Source organism: Lactobacillus fornicalis (assembly GCF_055362665.1).
Genome location: NZ_JBLTIM010000031.1, coordinates 12,743 through 29,689 on the forward strand (window position 1 = coordinate 12,743; position 16,947 = coordinate 29,689).

17 protein-coding genes and 1 pseudogene are annotated in these 16,947 nt (G+C 33.8%); 1 reads left to right on the forward strand and 17 read right to left on the reverse strand.

The features are described 5' to 3' along the window. Window positions 1–10: 10 nt before the first annotated feature. From pfkB to rsmG, 16 genes and pseudogenes are all read right to left on the reverse strand, one after another. Window positions 11–925, reverse strand: a complete 915-nt coding sequence (gene pfkB / locus ACNDLV_RS06470; RefSeq protein ID WP_006586241.1) for a 1-phosphofructokinase — start codon at window positions 923–925, stop codon at window positions 11–13. Further along, window positions 926–1,681, reverse strand: a complete 756-nt coding sequence (locus tag ACNDLV_RS06475; RefSeq protein ID WP_022091390.1) for a DeoR/GlpR family DNA-binding transcription regulator — start codon at window positions 1,679–1,681, stop codon at window positions 926–928. It abuts the gene before it with no gap. 142 nt (window positions 1,682–1,823) lie between these two features. After that, the gene (locus ACNDLV_RS06480; protein WP_006586239.1) at window positions 1,824–2,576 is read right to left on the reverse strand and encodes an amino acid racemase; all 753 of its coding nucleotides are present in this window, start codon (window positions 2,574–2,576) and stop codon (window positions 1,824–1,826) included. Between the two features lie 20 nt (window positions 2,577–2,596). Further along, window positions 2,597–4,147, reverse strand: a complete 1,551-nt coding sequence (locus tag ACNDLV_RS06485; RefSeq protein ID WP_006586238.1) for a UDP-N-acetylmuramoyl-L-alanyl-D-glutamate--2,6-diaminopimelate ligase — start codon at window positions 4,145–4,147, stop codon at window positions 2,597–2,599. A gap of 34 nt (window positions 4,148–4,181) precedes the next feature. Further along, on the reverse strand, window positions 4,182–5,345 hold the full coding sequence (locus ACNDLV_RS06490) for a sensor histidine kinase (RefSeq protein WP_006587587.1): 1,164 nt from the start codon (window positions 5,343–5,345) through the stop codon (window positions 4,182–4,184). A 1-nt stretch (window position 5,346) separates the two neighbouring features. Continuing rightward, window positions 5,347–6,033 carry a response regulator transcription factor CroR gene (gene croR / locus ACNDLV_RS06495; RefSeq protein ID WP_006586236.1) on the reverse strand — a complete coding sequence of 229 codons (687 nt, stop codon included), beginning with the start codon at window positions 6,031–6,033 and terminating at the stop codon, window positions 5,347–5,349. A 103-nt stretch (window positions 6,034–6,136) separates the two neighbouring features. Next, a complete protein-coding gene (locus tag ACNDLV_RS06500) occupies window positions 6,137–7,063 on the reverse strand; it encodes an ABC transporter ATP-binding protein (protein WP_374756198.1) in 927 nt (308 codons plus the stop codon). A 54-nt stretch (window positions 7,064–7,117) separates the two neighbouring features. Continuing rightward, a pseudogene (locus tag ACNDLV_RS06505) lies at window positions 7,118–7,977 on the reverse strand (ABC transporter permease); the annotation flags it as partial. A 28-nt stretch (window positions 7,978–8,005) separates the two neighbouring features. Then, complete coding sequence (locus ACNDLV_RS06510; protein WP_048588367.1) at window positions 8,006–9,715, reverse strand: ABC transporter ATP-binding protein; 1,710 nt, start codon at window positions 9,713–9,715, stop codon at window positions 8,006–8,008. 112 nt (window positions 9,716–9,827) lie between these two features. After that, the gene (locus tag ACNDLV_RS06515; RefSeq protein ID WP_006586232.1) at window positions 9,828–10,592 is read right to left on the reverse strand and encodes a DUF1129 family protein; all 765 of its coding nucleotides are present in this window, start codon (window positions 10,590–10,592) and stop codon (window positions 9,828–9,830) included. A 10-nt stretch (window positions 10,593–10,602) separates the two neighbouring features. Continuing rightward, complete coding sequence (gene ychF, locus ACNDLV_RS06520) at window positions 10,603–11,703, reverse strand: redox-regulated ATPase YchF (RefSeq protein WP_006586231.1); 1,101 nt, start codon at window positions 11,701–11,703, stop codon at window positions 10,603–10,605. 27 nt (window positions 11,704–11,730) lie between these two features. Further along, window positions 11,731–11,991, reverse strand: a complete 261-nt coding sequence (locus ACNDLV_RS06525; protein WP_006586230.1) for a DUF951 domain-containing protein — start codon at window positions 11,989–11,991, stop codon at window positions 11,731–11,733. After that, entirely contained in the window at window positions 11,984–12,892 is a 909-nt protein-coding gene (locus ACNDLV_RS06530; RefSeq protein WP_006586229.1) for a ParB/RepB/Spo0J family partition protein, read from the reverse strand. The genes ACNDLV_RS06525 and ACNDLV_RS06530 overlap by 8 nt, the downstream gene beginning before the upstream one ends. Continuing rightward, on the reverse strand, window positions 12,870–13,649 hold the full coding sequence (locus tag ACNDLV_RS06535) for a ParA family protein (RefSeq protein WP_006586228.1): 780 nt from the start codon (window positions 13,647–13,649) through the stop codon (window positions 12,870–12,872). The genes ACNDLV_RS06530 and ACNDLV_RS06535 overlap by 23 nt, the downstream gene beginning before the upstream one ends. Window positions 13,650–13,661: 12 nt before the next feature. Further along, window positions 13,662–14,504: a nucleoid occlusion protein gene (noc, locus tag ACNDLV_RS06540; RefSeq protein ID WP_006586227.1), complete on the reverse strand. Its 843-nt coding sequence runs from the start codon at window positions 14,502–14,504 to the stop codon at window positions 13,662–13,664. Between the two features lie 15 nt (window positions 14,505–14,519). Continuing rightward, the gene (gene rsmG / locus ACNDLV_RS06545) at window positions 14,520–15,239 is read right to left on the reverse strand and encodes a 16S rRNA (guanine(527)-N(7))-methyltransferase RsmG (RefSeq protein ID WP_006586226.1); all 720 of its coding nucleotides are present in this window, start codon (window positions 15,237–15,239) and stop codon (window positions 14,520–14,522) included. A 177-nt stretch (window positions 15,240–15,416) separates the two neighbouring features. Between rsmG and ACNDLV_RS06550 the strand changes: the two genes are divergently transcribed. Continuing rightward, window positions 15,417–15,947 carry a CvpA family protein gene (locus ACNDLV_RS06550; protein WP_006586225.1) on the forward strand — a complete coding sequence of 177 codons (531 nt, stop codon included), beginning with the start codon at window positions 15,417–15,419 and terminating at the stop codon, window positions 15,945–15,947. Between the two features lie 27 nt (window positions 15,948–15,974). On the opposite strand, the gene ACNDLV_RS06555 is transcribed toward ACNDLV_RS06550, so the two are convergent. Continuing rightward, complete coding sequence (locus ACNDLV_RS06555; protein ID WP_006586224.1) at window positions 15,975–16,904, reverse strand: FAD:protein FMN transferase; 930 nt, start codon at window positions 16,902–16,904, stop codon at window positions 15,975–15,977. Between the last annotated feature and the right edge of the window lie 43 nt (window positions 16,905–16,947).

Here is a 16,947-nt window from a genome sequence, read left to right on the forward strand (position 1 = left end):
TTTTTAGTTTTTATTTTACTTCTTCTACCTTAATTTGTGGTAAAACTGCATCAATTTGGCTCTTAACTGCAATATCCTTAGTGAAGGCAGTAGCAGCACCACAAGCCATCCCAATTCTAAATGCTTCAACTGAATTTTTAGTTTCGAAGTAAGTTCCAACAAATCCAGCAATCATTGAATCACCAGCACCAACTGAATTCACAGCAACTCCCTTGGCACCAGCTGCATGATATACACCATCTTGAGTTACCAAGTAGCCCCCATCTTTAGCCATAGAAATCATGACATTTTGAGCGCCCATATCAAGTAACTTCTTAGCATAAGTAAGCATTTCTTCATTAGAATTGAAAGTTACACCAAATAAATCAGCCAATTCATGGTGGTTAGGCTTAATAACAAGTGGCTTATATTCCAAAGTATCAAGTAAAGCTTGACCAGTTGTATCTACAACAAATTCAGCACCAGCTTCTTTGATAGTTGGAAGTAAATCTTTGTAGAAGTCCGCACCTAAACTTGGTGTTAAACTACCACTCATTACAACGATGTCACCTTCGTTTAAATCTGCTAAACGTGACTTAAATGCGGCAATTTCTTGTTCAGTAATTTGTGGTCCTGCAGCGTTAATTTCAGACTCAACTTCAGCATGAATCTTTACATTAACTCTTGTTGTATCAGAAATTTTTACAAAATCACTGACAATTTGTTTTTGATTAAGTTGACGGACAAGCTCTGTTCCTGTAAAGCCACCAACAAATCCCCAAGCTGTATTATCAATTTTTAACTGATTTAAAATTTGAGAAACATTAATTCCCTTTCCACCTGCTAAAAATTGGCAATCATTAGTCCGGTTAACTTCACCAGTATTTACTTTTTCGAGTTGTAATACGTAGTCAAGTGCTGGATTAACTGTAACTGTATATATCATTTAGTCAGCCTCCTCATAAACTAAATCATCTGGTAATTTATTTTTTTGGTCAGAAGATAATGGATTGGTAATCAAGGTCACTTCAGAAACATGAGCGAATTTAGCAAAATGCTCATCAAATAGCTTTGCCGAATCCATTAAGACAAAGACTTGTTTCGACTGCAATAGCTCTTGGCGTTTAATAGCAGCTTCGGAAGGATCTGGGGTAGTAAAATCCCCCATCTTACTCAAACCATTTGCTCCTATAAAAGCAGCCGTAAAATTTAAATTTGAAAGTTGCTTAATTGCAATCTCCCCTACAATAGCATGAGTTTGCTTTTTTAACTTTCCTCCTAAAACTCTTGTAGGGATATCCTCTTTAAGAAGTTCAACTGCTGTATCTAAACTATTCGTTACTACTGTTAAATCAGCAACTTCTTTTAAAAAAGGAACCATTTCATATACGGTAGTTCCAGCATCTAAAAATATATAAGATCCTGGTTTCACAAAATTTTGAACTGTATATCTTGCTATTTTTCTTTTTTGTTCAACATTAATCGTAAAACGAATATGTTGAGCAATGTCTCTTATTGATCTATTCACTGCTTGTGCTCCACCATGAACCCGTTGCAGCAAACCTAATTGATCCATTTCTGACAAATCACGGCGAATAGTTGATTCTGACGATTGCGTCAATTTGCATAAATCAACAACACGACAGAAATCATGCTGATCGACGTAATTCTTTATCATCGATTGGCGCTCTTGTGTCAGCATCTTTTTCACCTCGACTAATATAGTAACCGCTATCTTAGTCAAAAGCAATCATTTTCACTCATTTTCAGTCATTTTTCGATAAAAATTTTTCAACCACAAAAAAAGAATATATTCTTTAAGAAATATATTCTTCAGATAAATATCAGTCTTGATATAAGTACTTACTTACCGCCTTATTAACATCCATACCATTTCTAATCTTTAAAGCTAATTCAATTGTTACATCAGCTAAAATAGATTGTGGATCAATTACATTATATGGATGATTAGGGGCTTTTTCTTGCGCTAAAGATAATTCAGTACAACCTAGCAAAATTACATTACAGCCATAATCATCATGCATTTTCCGTAAAATTCTATGATATAGCTCACCATCAACGTAACCATTTTCTTTAATGTCACTATAAATCAGTTCATTTACTAATGGCTGAATTTCATTACCACCTAATTCAACTTTTCTTCCATTTTTGACAATGCTATTTTCGTACAACTTATCAAAAATAGAACCTTCTGTAGCTATTAATCCTATTTTTTCTTCTTTAGGAAATTTTTCCATAAAATGATGTACTGCAATATCCATCATATTCAAAAAGGGAATATCAGTTAATGCGGCTAAATCATGATAAAAGTAGTGAGCCGTATTACATGGCATTACAAAAAAATCAGGCTTTAATAAAGATTGTTTTTCTACATCATCTTTCAATGCAAAAAAGAAGTTTTCTTTAGTATGATCTTTAATATAAGCGGTTCTATCAGGAATCTGGGCATCATTTACTAGGATATAGTTTAAATAATCTTGATCCTTGCTAATTTTTACTCGGTGATTAATTAAGCGAACATAGCTTTCTGTCGCAATAGTTCCCATGCCACCAAGAATAGTAAAAAAGTGTTTCATCCTAAGCTACTTTCTATCGATTATTTTTCTAATTCTTTGATTGCATTTCTAGCTACAACAATATCAGATGGATAAGGCGTATTTACACCTCTAATTTTTTGGAACGGATCTGCTCCTTTACCGCAAATTAATACGACATCATTTTTACCAGCCATACTAATGGCTTCACGTATTGCTTTTTCACGATCAAGTTCAATAGTTACATCGACCTTTGCATGATCAATTCCAGCATCAATTTCTTCTGCAATATCCATCGGATCTTCAAAACCGGGATCGTCAGTTGTAAGAAATGCCTTATCAGCAAATACACTCAAACTTTGACTAAAGCCTGGTCGACGGCTTACACCCTTATCGCCAGGAGCTCCTACAACGACTATAATTTTAGGATTGCTAAATTCTTTCTTCATAAATCCCATTAGGGCCATCATACTTGCCTTGTTATGAGCATAATCAACCACAACTAGGCCATGATTCTTAGTCTTTTCAGTTTCCATTCTACCTGAAATAGTAACATGTCGAATACCTTCTGAAGCATGCTCGTGATTTGCTCCACCAAGTCCAGCACCAATAATAGCTGCTGTACCATTGATTTCATTAAAGTCACCAATCATATCTAAAGTATATTCGCCTTCAATAGCTAAATGCTTTGCCTTATCACTAGCACAAAATAGTTGGAATTTAGTTTCAATTAAGTCTGTTTCTTCAGATTTAAATAAAAAGTCAACTGGTACTTTTAAATCTGGATTTTCATAACCTTGTCTACTAAAGAGATAAATGCTATCTGGATTAGTTGTAGTTGTTGCAGCGGCATAAACTTCTGGAAAATGATCAGTTTCTGCATTAATAATACACTTACGTGAATTTACAAGTAATTGCAATTTACAGTGTAAATAATCTGCAAAATTAGGGTGTTCATTAGGTCCAATATGATCTGGTGTAATATTCAAAAAGAAACCTAAATCATAAGTTAAACCAAAAACTCGATTCTTTTTATAAGCTTGTGAAGACACTTCCATAACTAAGTGGGTCATTCCGTTATCTACTGCTCTACGCATATTACGGAATAAGTCCAAAGATTCAGGAGTGGTTAAGCTTGATTTGAAGGTATCTTCTGGCTTAGGTCCAACTACGTCATTAACTGATGAAAATAGCGCTGTTTTTCCGCCATTCATCTTATCAAAAATTCCTTTTAAGAAATAAGCAGATGTAGTTTTACCCTTAGTACCAGTAAATGCAACCAAGAATAAATCATCTTGTGGAAAGCGATAAAATGCAGCTGATAGCAAAGCCATTGCCTTAGTAACATCCCTAACAACCAAAGCATGCATGCCTTTTCCCTCAGGAAATGGTTGTTCTGCTACATAACAAGTAGCTCCATTATCTTTAGCCATAGACAAATAAGTTGGTCTAAAGCCAGCTCCTTTACAAAAGAATAGCGTATTAGTTTGAATATCACGTGAATCATAAGAAATGTAGTCCATCTTCGTAGGTACCGAATCTTGAACTGCACTTGATTTTAATAAGTGATGTTCTTTTAAAATTAAAATACATGTGTTTAAAGAAATACTCATGGTTTAAAACCCCTTAGATTGTTTTCAGACCAAATTATAACACAGTAGCCTTGCTTTCGGGCAAAGCTACCTTAAATGGGAGATGAATAATAAAACTTGTTAACTGATCATTAGATTCACACGTGATTTTTCCGTGATGTAAATCAATAACTTCTTTAACAATTGCTAATCCTAATCCAGTACCACCCGTTTTGGTATTACGAGAAGTTTCTACACGATAAAATCGTTCAAAAATCTTTTGGAGAGCTTCCTTAGGAATAGCCTCCCCATCATTTTCCACCCTTATTTCTACTAAATTGGCCTTAATTTTTTTAGCAGATAAGTTAATAAAACTTGCACCATGACCATACTTCAAAGCATTGGAAATCAAATTATTAAAAACGCGTACTAATTTTTCTGCATCAGCATCAATCACTAAATCATCTGGTTTAGTATTAACATTTAAAGAGATATTTTTTTCTTCAGCTTCTAACTCAAAACCTGCGGCTACTTGCTCCAGCATTGATGTTAAATGTAGTGGTGCCATATTCACTTTTGTTTTTGTGGAATTTAAAGTTGTGTAATCAAACAGGTCATTGGCCAAAGCCTTCATTTGTCCCGCTTTATTATAAGCAATATCAACATATTTTAGTTGATCAGCAGTTAAACTGTTATCAGCTTTCAATAGTCCTAAATAACCAATAATTGAGGTTAAAGGGGTACGAATATCATGAGAGACATTAGTAATTAAATCATCTTTTGATTGCTCTATCTGACGTTCTTCATTCATAGCATTTACAGTACTATCAACCAAGAAATTTATTGAATCAATTACCTTTTGTAAATCTGTTTTCACTACAAACGAAATCCGATGATCAAAATGCCCTTCAGCTATATAGTGCAGTTCTTGAATAACATGTCGTAGTTGCATTTGGTGGTAACGACGTAAAAGTCGCCAATATAGCACCAACATATCACCACAACCCATAAAGAAAACAAAAATTCTTTGCCAAGACCAAATATGTAATCCATTTCCAAAAATTAAAGTGCTTTTTAAGAAATAAATTCCATTTTCTAAACTTTGATTAGTTAAAATAGCCAAGTTTATTAAGATTATAACTGATAAATTTAAAAGAAGAAGCAGTATAATTGTTACTACTGCTTCCGCAAATAATTCACTTTTTTCACGTCCGGTTAACTTGACGCGTTTTTTTTTCATATTAAGCCTCTACCTTGTAACCTACTCCCCAAACAGTTTGAATAACTTCTTCTCCATCAGTAGCCTTTTGGATTTTATCACGCAAGTGAGAAACGTGAACCATAACTGTTTTAGCTGAAACAACAGATTCTTGTTGCCATACCCTTTCAAAAATCTCATCAGCACTAAATACACGATTTGGATGACTTGCAAGTAAATATAAAATACCAAATTCTAGAGCTGTTAATTGAATAACATTGCCAGCAATTGTTTTTACTTCATGTGAATCTTTATTAATTACTAAAGGACCAATTTCTAAAATATCTGGTTTATCACTTGTCACTTTCTTTTGACTACGACGAAGTAATGAACGAACTCTCGCCATAACTTCTAATGGATTGAATGGCTTAACAACGTAATCATCAGCTCCAGTAATTAAGCCTTGAATTTTATCCATATCACCAGTTTTAGCTGAAACAACAATGATAGGAATATCTGAATCTTTTCTAAGTTCTTTAATCACATCAATTCCAGTCATTTGCGGCATCATAATATCCAAAATCATCAATCCAATATCAGGCGTCGTTGCTATTTTGGTTAGAGCTTCTTTTCCGCTATATGCAGCAATTGGTTCATAGCCTTCATTTTTGAGGTAAATACTAAGTAATTCAACAATTTCTTTGTCATCATCAACGACTATAATTTTCATAACTTGGAATCCTCTTTTTACTTTCTAATAATCTCAATTTATATTGTATCGAATATATAAAAAAGAGCATGCAATAAAGCATGCTCTTTTCATATTCTTAAGATTATTCTATTTCTTTTTTGCCAGTGTAGAGTTCATAGTAGTAACCCTTCTTTGCTAGCAACTCTTGATGATTACCAGCTTCAATTATATGGCCATGGTCTAATACACAAATAATATCTGAATTGACAATCGTCGATAATCTATGGGCAATGACAAAACTTGTTCTGCCAGCTAGCAAATTGTCCATCCCTTGTTGGACCATTCGTTCAGTTCGAGTATCAATACTTGATGTAGCTTCATCTAAAATCATTACTGGGCGATCTGCAATCATAGCTCGAGCTATTGATAACAATTGCATTTGTCCTTGAGAAAGATCGCCACCATCTCCATCAATTACAGTATTATAACCATCATCTAATTCATGAATAAATTCATCTGCATGAGCTAATCGTGCTGCTTGATACACATCATCATCACTAGCATCAGGATTACCAAAACGAATATTGTCCATAATCGTTCCTGTAAACATATGCGTATCTTGCAAAACAATTGCCACAGACTGACGCAAATCATCTTTCCTAATATTTTTAATATCTATTCCATCATATAAAATTTGCCCAGAACTAATTTCATAAAAACGATTAATCATACTTGAAATTGTAGTTTTTCCTGCACCGGTTTCACCAACAAGAGCTACTTTCATGCCAGGCTTCGCTTCTAAATTTATATTATAAAGAATCTGTTTATCTGGAACATAACCAAAATTTACATTCTTAAAGCTAATATGTCCCTTTACTGGAACTTCTTTTACTGCATTTTCACTAGGCACTTGCCAATCCCAAGCACCTTTTACTTCGCGATCAGGTGCAATAGTGACTTGCCCTTGGTCAATTTCTTTTTCTTGATCAAGTAAGTTAAAAATTCGATCTGCTCCAGCTAAGGCCATTACAATTGAGTTTAACTGTTGTGAAATTTGAGCAATTGGCATACTAAATGAACGCGATAATTGTAAAAATGAAGCTATCGCTCCTAAAGTAAGTGGCAAATACCCATTAATTGCGCTCACTCCACCAATTAAAGCAATCAAAACATATGATATATTACCAATATTCCCCATAATTGGAAACAGAACTGTTGCATATACATTCGCATTTCCTGAAGCTATTCGTAATTCTTCATTGTATTTTTCAAAATCTTTCTTAGCAAATTCTTCATGACTAAATACTTTGATTACTTTCAATCCTGAAAGCATTTCTTCATTGTAGCCATTTAGTTCTCCTAACTTCTTCTGCTGAATTTTGAAATAATTTCCAGATTTATTAGTTAAGTATTTTACTATTCCAACAGCTAATGCAAAAATCACTAATGCTACGATAGTTAATTGCCAGCTTAAAATAAGCATTGAACCAAGAACAAAAATAATACTAAAGTAGAATTTACAAATTGCGGGATTGATTGCGATATCATCTGCATTAGGGTGTCGATATCATTAGTATATCGCGACATAATATCGCCATATTCATTTTGATCAAAATAAGAAATTGGCAAGTATTGCATATGCTTAAACATATCATCCCGAATGCTTTTTTGAACTTTTTGAGCCAAAATCATCATGAGTAAAGTGTAAGCGTAAGTAGCTACTACCCCAATTAAATAGATTACCCCTAACATGATAATTGCTCTAAAAAGTGGAGTGAAATTTGGTGTGCTTTCCTTGAGCATTGGTGTTATATAGTCATCAATCAAGCGTTCAATAAAGAGCGAACCATAAACAGTTGAAAAAGCACTAATTACAATACCAAGTAATGATAGCGGAAAAGCGGCAGGGCCTGTTTTCAAAACATACATGAGTAGGCGCTTAAGGGCTTTCCTTTTTTTGACGGGTTGTTGTTGTTTCTCCATCTACTTACACCTACTTTCCTTGTTCTTCTTAGAATTTATTAATAGAACTATACAATTCATTTCTCTTAATTAATTCGTCGTGTGTTCCAATATCTTCAATTTTTCCATGGTTCATAACAATAATTCGATCGGCATCTTTAATCGAAACAATTCTTTGAGAAATAATAATTTTAGTAGTCTTTGGCAAATCTCTCCGAAGTGCTAATCGGATTTCCTTTTCAGTTTTAGTATCAACTGCAGATGTTGAATCATCTAAGATTAAAACTTTTGGCTTTTTAAGTAAAGCTCGAGCAATAGTAATTCTTTGTTTTTGACCTCCAGAAACATTATTACCACCTTGTTCAATCATAGTATCGTAGCCATCTGAAAATTCTTTAATAAAATCATCTGCATGAGCCACTTTACTTGCAGCAATAACTTCTTCATCACTAGCATTTTCATTACCCCATTTAAGGTTATCTTTAATAGTCCCAGAAAATAGCACATTCTTTTGTAACACCATTGCTACGTTATCACGTAAAGTTTTTAAATCATATGACCGTACATTATGTCCTGCTACTCTTACTGCTCCACCTGTTGAATCGTAAAGTCGTGGAATCATAGCTACTAAAGTTGACTTCCCTGAACCAGTTTCACCAATAATTCCAATAGTTTCTCCAGAATGAATGTGCAAGTTAATATCTTTTAAAGCATACACATCAGAGTCTTTTTCGTATTTAAAATTGACATGGTCAAATAATATATCTCCATTTGTAAATTCAGTAACTGGATGTTGCTGGGGTTTAGAAATAGTAGGTACCTCATCAATTACCTCAACAATTCTTTTAGCACTAGCTTGTGAGATAGTTAATTGGGTAAAAATCATTGAGAGCATCATTAAACTGAACAAAACTGAATTAGAATATGAAAACATTGAAACCAGTTGACCAGTTTGCATGGATTTATTAACAATCAAATTAGCTCCAAACCAAGAAAGTAACAGCATAGAACCATTTAACAAAAGCATCATTACTGGAGCATTTAATGCCATGATTTTTTGAGCCGCAGTAAATAACTTATAGATATAATTAGAAGATTTTTGAAATTCTTCAATTTGTTCTTTTTCGTGAACATAAGTCTTTACTTCACGAACTCCACGAACATTTTCACGAACTGTTCGATTTAAGCGATCATATCCTTTGAAAATTTTAGGGAAATAAGGAAAGGCACTTTTAATAATTAACGCTAGTAAAATAGCCATAAATGGAGCTAAAATCACAAATAATACAGCTAACTCTGAATTAACAGCAAACGCCATAATCACAGAAACTACCAACATTAAAGGTGCTCTTACAGCAATTCTTATGACCATCTGATAAGCTAGTTGCACATTATTAATATCTGTAGTTAAACGAGTTACTAAACTAGAGCTAGAAAATTTATCAATATTTTCAAATGAAAAGTCTTGGGTATGAAAAAACATATCCTGACGCAAATTTGCAGCCAAACCCGCTGCTGCTTTTGAAGAGAAATAACTCGCCAAAGCCCCCATAATCAGAGAAAAGAACGCCATAATTAATAAAAAGCTTCCTGTCTTAACAATATAAGGCATGTTTGCTTTCATAATTCCATTATCAATCAACCATCCCATAATATAAGGAATGAACATTTCAATAAAAACTTCAATTGCCACACATAAAGGTGAGAGTAGCGATTGAGTTTTATATTGTCGAACTGACTTCAACAAAGTCTTTATCATAAAAACAACCCCTCTTTTCCTATATACCATACACAAAATTGCCTGTATAAAAGAAAAAAAGACGTTAAACCGTCTTTTTTGCATCTAAACTATTTTAGGCTTTTCTAACAAATTAGTCACGTGATTTGACTTGTGGTACTGGGTTCAACACTGAACCAGTAATGTGATAACGCTTTCTAAATAAATATCTTGCTCCATAAACAAGTGCTACTAAAATCAAGTTACCCCAAGCAGGTAAAACTGGATTAATTATTTGGAATGCTTTGCTTGAGAAAATAGTAATCACTATGAATAAAACAGCAACCATTGCAACTGTCAATAAAGCTATTTTCCCAAATTTTGCCTTACCTTTTCCACCTGCCACCAAAATATCTGTATAGTAAGTCATCAAGGTTCCTAAAATGGCCGCAATTGCAATTAATGTTAGCAAACCGTATTGAGAGTTGTACTGATTTTTAGTTCCAGCTGTTAAGGCCATAATAGCTATCATTGCAGTAAATACTACAAAATATAGCAAACTTGAATCAACTGCTCTCATCCAATACTTAGGCTTTTTAGGTTTAATAACAGGATGCAAAATTTCTTCCGCTTTTAAAATTGGTGATTTTTTGTACAAACTGCTTGCTGGAATGCCCTGCTCTTGAGCAGTTACAATTTCATTTAACAAATCATTTACCATTTTTTCAGCTTCCGCTGAGCTTTTTCCAGCATCGATTAAAGCTTTTTCTAAGCGAAATACATAATCACCATTTTTGTTAGTTAATTGCTTACGCAAACTAGTTGGATTTTGCATTTCACTATTCATTTGTTTTTCTTCCTTAGCTTGAACTTCTTCTTGTTTTTGTATATTAGCTAAGTTTTTCTCTCTTGTATTCATTTATTTCCCCTTAGACATTAAATCTAAATTCAATAATGTCTCCATCTTGAACAACATAATCTTTTCCTTCAAGACGTAAGCGACCTGCTTCTTTTACTTTTTGCATACTTTCATACTTGTCTAAATCATCAAATGACACAACTTCAGCACGAATGAATCCACGTTCAAAGTCAGAGTGAATTACACCAGCAACTTGTGGTGCTTTCATGCCTTCATGGAAAGTCCACGCACGTGTTTCAGGACCACCAGCTGTAAAGAAAGTTCTCAATCCAAGCAAATGATATGCAGCCTTAATTAAACGGTCAAGACCAGATTCAGTAACACCTTCTGCTTCCAAAAATTCTTGCTTTTCATCATCATCTAAACCAGCAATTTCTTCTTCAGTCGCTGCACTAATAGCAATTGCTCCTGCATTTTCACTTTCCGCATGTTTTTTAACAATTTGGAAGTACTTATCACTTTCAGGATCTGCCATTGAATCTTCTGCAATGTTAGCCACGTAGATAACTGGCTTTGAAGTAAGCAAAAATAGCCCCTTAACAATCTTCTTTTCATCGTCCTTGAAATCAATGCTTCTTACAGCTTTTCCTTCTTCAAGAACTGGCTTAATCTTTTGAAGAACGGCAAGTTCAGCCTTAGCATCTTTATCATTGCCTTTAACTAGTTTTTCAACTTTTCCAATTCGCCGATTAACTGCATCTAAATCTGCAATAGCAAGTTCCAAGTTAATTGTATTAATATCTTCTTCTGGATCAACTTTACCAGTTACAGAAGTAATGTTGTCATCATCAAAAGAGCGAACAACATGAATAATAGCATCAGTTTGGCGAATATTTTCTAAGAATTTATTACCAAGACCTTCTCCTTTAGAAGCCCCCTTAACCAAGCCTGCAATATCAGTAAATTCAAAAGTAGTATGTACAATCTTTTTAGCAGGAATTAATTCATCAATTCTCGCTAAGCGTGGATCTGGAACTTCAACCATTCCCACATTAGGTTCAATTGTAGCAAATGGATAATTGGCCATTTCGGCACCAGCTTTGGTAATTGCATTAAATAAAGTGGACTTACCAACATTTGGTAATCCTACGATTCCGGCAGTTAATGACATTCTTTATTCTCTCTTTCTTAATAAAAATTATTTAGGTAAAGCAATATTTTCTTTAGGAAGGTAATGTTCCAATTTTTTATTAACTGGATCATTAGCTTTGGTCAAAATTTTCTTAATTCTCTTATTAAAATCTGCTCGTGGCATCATCAAAATATGACCGCATCCCATACATTTAATACGAATATCTGCACCTAAACGTAAAACTTCCCAATTATTAACCTGACAGGCATGTGGCTTTTTCAAAAGTACGGTATCAGCTAATTGATATGTTAATTTTGTATCAGTCATCTAAATCAATTCCTAACATTGTCAAAATTCTATTCAAATCATCAGTTGAACTGAAATCAATTGATAAATGGCCTTTTCCTTTTTTACTTTCAGAAATTGAAACTGGGCTACCAAACTTAGTAGACAATCTACTTTCGCTCGCACGAATAAAGGCAGACTTTCTTATCTTATCATTTTTTGAAGTCTTATTAGCCTTTTCATTCATTGCACTAACTAAGGCTTCTAATTTTCTGACAGGAATTCCCTCTTTAACAACCTTTTTAGCTAAATCATCAATCTTATCTTTATCTTTTAAACCCAATAAAGTTCTAGCTTGCCCCATTGATAATTCACCATGTTGCAAAAGTTTCTTAGCTTTTTTAGGCAAAGTCAACAAACGCAAATAATTAGCTATATATGGGCGTGATTTTCCCATTCTTTTAGAAACCTCTTCTTGCGTTAATCCTAAATTCTTTTGAAGCATTTCATATGCTTGAGCTTCTTCTAATGGAGACAAGTCTTCACGTTGAAGATTTTCAAGCACCGCAACTTCCATCATTTGAGCTTCATCAAAGTCTCGAACAATGGCAGGAATCGTTGGCTTTTTAGCTAATTTTGAAGCTCTAAATCTTCTTTCGCCAGCGATAATTTCATATCCATCTAAACTTTTGCGAACGATAATTGGTTGAAAAACACCATTTTCCTTAATTGAATCAGATAACTCTTTTAGGCTTTTATCATCAAAATTCTTTCTTGGCTGATATGGATTGGGACGAATATCTTCTAAATTTAGTTCTTCAACTTCTTCTGTTCCATCCACACTTTGCACTACTTGAGTTGGTGTGTCTTCAAATAAGGCTTCAATTCCTCGCCCAAGGCCACCTTTTTTTCGTGGTTCATTATTTCTTGAGTCTCTTGCCATGAGCTTTTAGCACCTCTCTTGCTAGATCATCATACAACTTTGCGCCACGCGACTTAGGATCATATTCAGTAATCGGTTCACCATAACTTGGAGCTTCAGCCAATTTAGTAATCCGTGGAATAATAGTTTTATAAACTTTTTTACTGAAGTATGATTGTACTTCTTTAACTACTTCTGCTCCTAAATTAGTCCGAGCATCAAGCATTGTTAAAAGTACACCTTCAACATCTAAATCCTTATTAAAGTGTTTTTGAACTAAGCGGATAGTATTAAGAAGTTGGCTTAATCCTTCCATTGCGTAATATTCACTTTGTACTGGAATTAAAATTGAATCACTAGCAGTAAAGGCATTAATTGAAAGCTGGCCAAGTGAAGGTGGACAATCAATAAATGCAAAATCATAATCATTTGCCACCTGATCAAGGGCAGATTTCAAACGAGTTTCTCTGGCCATCATACTAATTAATTCAGTTTCAGCACCAGATAAATTAATTGTTGCTGGAGCAATATCTAAATTTGGAGTACTTGTATGATGAATAGTATCGGTTATTGGAATTTCATCAACTAATACATTATAAATATCTTGATGAATAGTAGACTTTTCTATTCCTAATCCACTTGTTGCATTTCCCTGTGGATCAATATCAATTATTAAGACATGATATCCTCTATTTGCAATACTTGCAGCCAAATTAATCGTTGTAGTTGTTTTACCAACTCCACCTTTTTGGTTTGCAATTGAAATAATATCAACCATCAATTACATACCCTACTTTCTGTGTAATTCAATTGTTATTTTATACCCATCATCTATTTTTTCTTCATGGGATTTTACTTCTATACCAGAATCTTTTGCTAACTTAACAGCTTGCTTAATAGTATTAATCTGAACTTTTAAATCCTTAGCTGTTTTTACAACTCTTTTTTTCTCAGGCTCTTTTTGGGTTGCTTTTTTAACTTCTTCAGCTTTTTTAGCAAAATAGCCATCTACATCTTCACAAATTGCTTCGGTTTCTTTAACACTTAATTTCTTTTGCAATATTTCATGCAAAACATGTGACTGTTCAACTGGTGTTAATCCTAACATTGCCCGACCATGACGAGCTGTAATAGCACCAGATACAAGATATGACTGTACTTCTGGTTCCAGCTTAAGTAAACGTAACTTATTAGCGATGTAAGATTGTGATTTCCCCATATCTTTTGCTAAAGCAGTTTGCGTTAACTCATTTAATTTCATTAAGTCTTCATAAGCTCGAGCTTCATCAATTGGATTAAGATTTTCACGTTGTAAGTTTTCAATTAAAGCTAAGCTAGCAGCTTTTTGATCATCCATATTTTGGACAATTGCTGGGATAGTCGTCCAGTTAAGACTTTTAGCTGCACGAAAGCGCCGTTCACCAGCAATAATCTCATAGTTTTCGCCTTTTTCTCTTACAACAATTGGTTGAAGTAAACCTTCTTGCTCCAAAGTTTGAGCGAGTTGTTCAATTGAGGCTTCAGAAAATTCATGTCTTGGTTGATAGCGATTAGGAATAATTTTACTTAATTCTAAATCTTGAATTTGTTTTTCTTTTGGAATTTCGTTTTTTTTAGAAAAAAAGAATGCCACTGTTCAGTTCCTCCATTAATGAAGTGGCTTGCGGCTTGGTGTACCCGCTTGCCGAGGATATTTTTTCGGAGTTTGTTTCACTTTATTTAATAAAATTAAAGTCCGTTCTTCATCTGATTCAGGCAGGCGCAAATTCTTAGTTGCAGCTACTTGCCCACCCAAAACTGTTATTGCTTTTTGGGCATCAGCTAACTCGGATTCTGCCTTTGGCCCTTTAAGAGCTAAAAATTTACCTCCTTCTTTAACTAAAGGTAAGCAATATTCACTCAAAGTAGCCATATTTGCAACCGCTCTTGCCGTTACTAAGTCAAATTTTTCACGATATTTTACATTTTGACCAATATCTTCTGCACGACCATGAACTAATTCTACTTGTCCCAAATCTAAATCAGCTGTTAAATCGGCTAAAAATTTCAATCGTTTATTAAGTGAATCAACAATTGCCAATTGCATTTCAGGGACTAAAATTTTAATAGGAATAGATGGAAATCCCGCTCCAGCTCCTACATCACAAATACGCGCCTTTTTAAAAAGTTCTGGATATTCTAAAAAAGGGGTTAAACTATCATAAAAATGTTTTAAATAGACTTCCTCTAAGTCTGTAATTCTGGTTAAGTTAACATATTCATTAACTTCAATCAGTTTTTGATAATACTTAGAAAATTGATCAATCTGTTTTTGACTTAAAGCAAAGCCTTTTTCAGCTAATTGCTTAATGAAAAGTTCAGGCTTCATTTACCCTCCATAATTTGTTTCACACTAATCAATTTACTGCTAAATCATACTTTTAGCAAAAAAATATTTTTTGTTACTCATCCAATTATGAATTAAATTTTGCTAATCGTCAAAGCATGAAACAATATCATTTTTAAAAATTTTAATCTATAATAGAGCCTTAAAAGGAGATTTAAAATGATTGTTACTATATTAGTTTTACTTTATTTAGGCTGGCAAACATACAAAGGATTTCAAATTGGTTTTACCCGCAAAATCGTTAATTTAATTTTGTCAGCAGTCTTTTTCTCATTAGCTATTATTTTACAAAATCCATTTGGTAATTTTCTTTACAGCCAATACAGTGGCCAAAATGCAGCAGTAGCTTCAAATCAAATGGAATTAATGGCTGCACGCTTTATTGCCTTTTTCATTATCTTTTACGTAAGTAAACACATAAAGAAAATGTTTAGCAAATGGCTACCTACTAAAAAAAGCGAGAAAAGCTTTAGCTCATTGCTTGATGGTACCTTAGGTGCTTTAGCATCGCTAATTGCAGCTTATTTATTTGTTTATGTTATCCTTTCCATGTGCAATGCCCTCCAAAATCAATGGTTTATTCAACAAACTGTTGATTCCCCATTCCTTCACTTTATTATTTATCAAACTCCAGGTCTATCTAATGGTGTTTTCAACAGTTTATTTAGTATTGGAAAAACAGCTGGATAAAAAAAGAAGTAGCAATGCTACTTCTTTTTATTTACCATCAAAACCTTCATAAGTTACTTCTTCATTTTGATAAACGAAAACCGCACCAATCCGATTATCATTTAACCATCCATCAACTGGTTTTCCAGCAAAAAATAGTCTTTTGCATTCAATTTCTGCATCAACACTATTTTTAGTAAATGTAGTTACACCAGCTAAGTTAGTTTCTACTGGGTAACCTGTTCTAGGATCAATTAAATGATGGTACTTATGGCCATTCACTTCTAAATAACGTTCATAAATCCCACTAGTAACAGCTGAGCATTCAGGAACCATTACACTAGTAATGTTTTTCCCTCTTTTTTCAATTGGATCTTGAACTCCCAAAGACCACTTACCGCTCAAACGTTTAGGACTAGAGCCAACGAATAAGACATTACCACCTAAATTAATAATACCTGCTCGCACGCCAAAACTGCGCCATTGATCTCTAATCCGATCGGCTATCCAACCCTTGGCAATACCTCCTAAATCAAGTTCCATTCCTTTTTCTTCCAAAAAAACAGTTTGTTGTTCATCATCTAATACTACTTTTTTTGGATTAATTAACTTCATTTTTTCATCAATTTCAGATTGGCTTGGAACACGTGCCCCTTTAAAACCAATATGCCATAACTTTACAACGGGACCGATTAAGGCATTAAAGCCAAAATTTTCCAAGCTTTTTTCTACAGCTAGCTTTACTAAGCCATAGGTTGCACTTGATACTTGAACTGGATGTAGCCCGGCAGCATGGTTAATATCCATAACTTCACTTTTATCACGATTTACAGTAAAAAGATCTTCATAATAGTCAATTAATTTAATACTTTGATCTAAAAGCCAAGTTTGATCTGTTCCAAATAACTGTAAAGTTATCGATGTTCCCAATGCATGATGATTTTTAACAACTTGATGAGTTGCAAGATCTTCAATCATGATAAATTACCTCAATTATTCTAAATACGCGTGGTGCTAGTTA

Coding starts and splice junctions, on each gene's coding strand:
- pfkB (WP_006586241.1), bottom strand. CDS start 925: ATGATATATACAGTTACAGTTAATCCAGCACTTGACTACGTATTACAA.
- ychF (WP_006586231.1), bottom strand. CDS start 11,703: ATGTCATTAACTGCCGGAATCGTAGGATTACCAAATGTTGGTAAGTCC.
- ACNDLV_RS06550 (WP_006586225.1), top strand. CDS start 15,417: ATGATTGTTACTATATTAGTTTTACTTTATTTAGGCTGGCAAACATAC.
- ACNDLV_RS06480 (WP_006586239.1), bottom strand. CDS start 2,576: ATGAAACACTTTTTTACTATTCTTGGTGGCATGGGAACTATTGCGACA.
- ACNDLV_RS06475 (WP_022091390.1), bottom strand. CDS start 1,681: ATGCTGACACAAGAGCGCCAATCGATGATAAAGAATTACGTCGATCAG.
- ACNDLV_RS06535 (WP_006586228.1), bottom strand. CDS start 13,649: ATGGTTGATATTATTTCAATTGCAAACCAAAAAGGTGGAGTTGGTAAA.
- ACNDLV_RS06485 (WP_006586238.1), bottom strand. CDS start 4,147: ATGAGTATTTCTTTAAACACATGTATTTTAATTTTAAAAGAACATCAC.
- croR (WP_006586236.1), bottom strand. CDS start 6,033: ATGAAAATTATAGTCGTTGATGATGACAAAGAAATTGTTGAATTACTT.
- rsmG (WP_006586226.1), bottom strand. CDS start 15,239: ATGAAGCCTGAACTTTTCATTAAGCAATTAGCTGAAAAAGGCTTTGCT.
- ACNDLV_RS06490 (WP_006587587.1), bottom strand. CDS start 5,345: ATGAAAAAAAAACGCGTCAAGTTAACCGGACGTGAAAAAAGTGAATTA.
- ACNDLV_RS06500 (WP_374756198.1), bottom strand. CDS start 7,063: ATGCCAATTGCTCAAATTTCACAACAGTTAAACTCAATTGTAATGGCC.
- ACNDLV_RS06515 (WP_006586232.1), bottom strand. CDS start 10,592: ATGAATACAAGAGAGAAAAACTTAGCTAATATACAAAAACAAGAAGAA.
- ACNDLV_RS06555 (WP_006586224.1), bottom strand. CDS start 16,904: ATGATTGAAGATCTTGCAACTCATCAAGTTGTTAAAAATCATCATGCA.
- ACNDLV_RS06525 (WP_006586230.1), bottom strand. CDS start 11,991: ATGACTGATACAAAATTAACATATCAATTAGCTGATACCGTACTTTTG.
- ACNDLV_RS06510 (WP_048588367.1), bottom strand. CDS start 9,715: ATGATAAAGACTTTGTTGAAGTCAGTTCGACAATATAAAACTCAATCG.
- ACNDLV_RS06530 (WP_006586229.1), bottom strand. CDS start 12,892: ATGGCAAGAGACTCAAGAAATAATGAACCACGAAAAAAAGGTGGCCTT.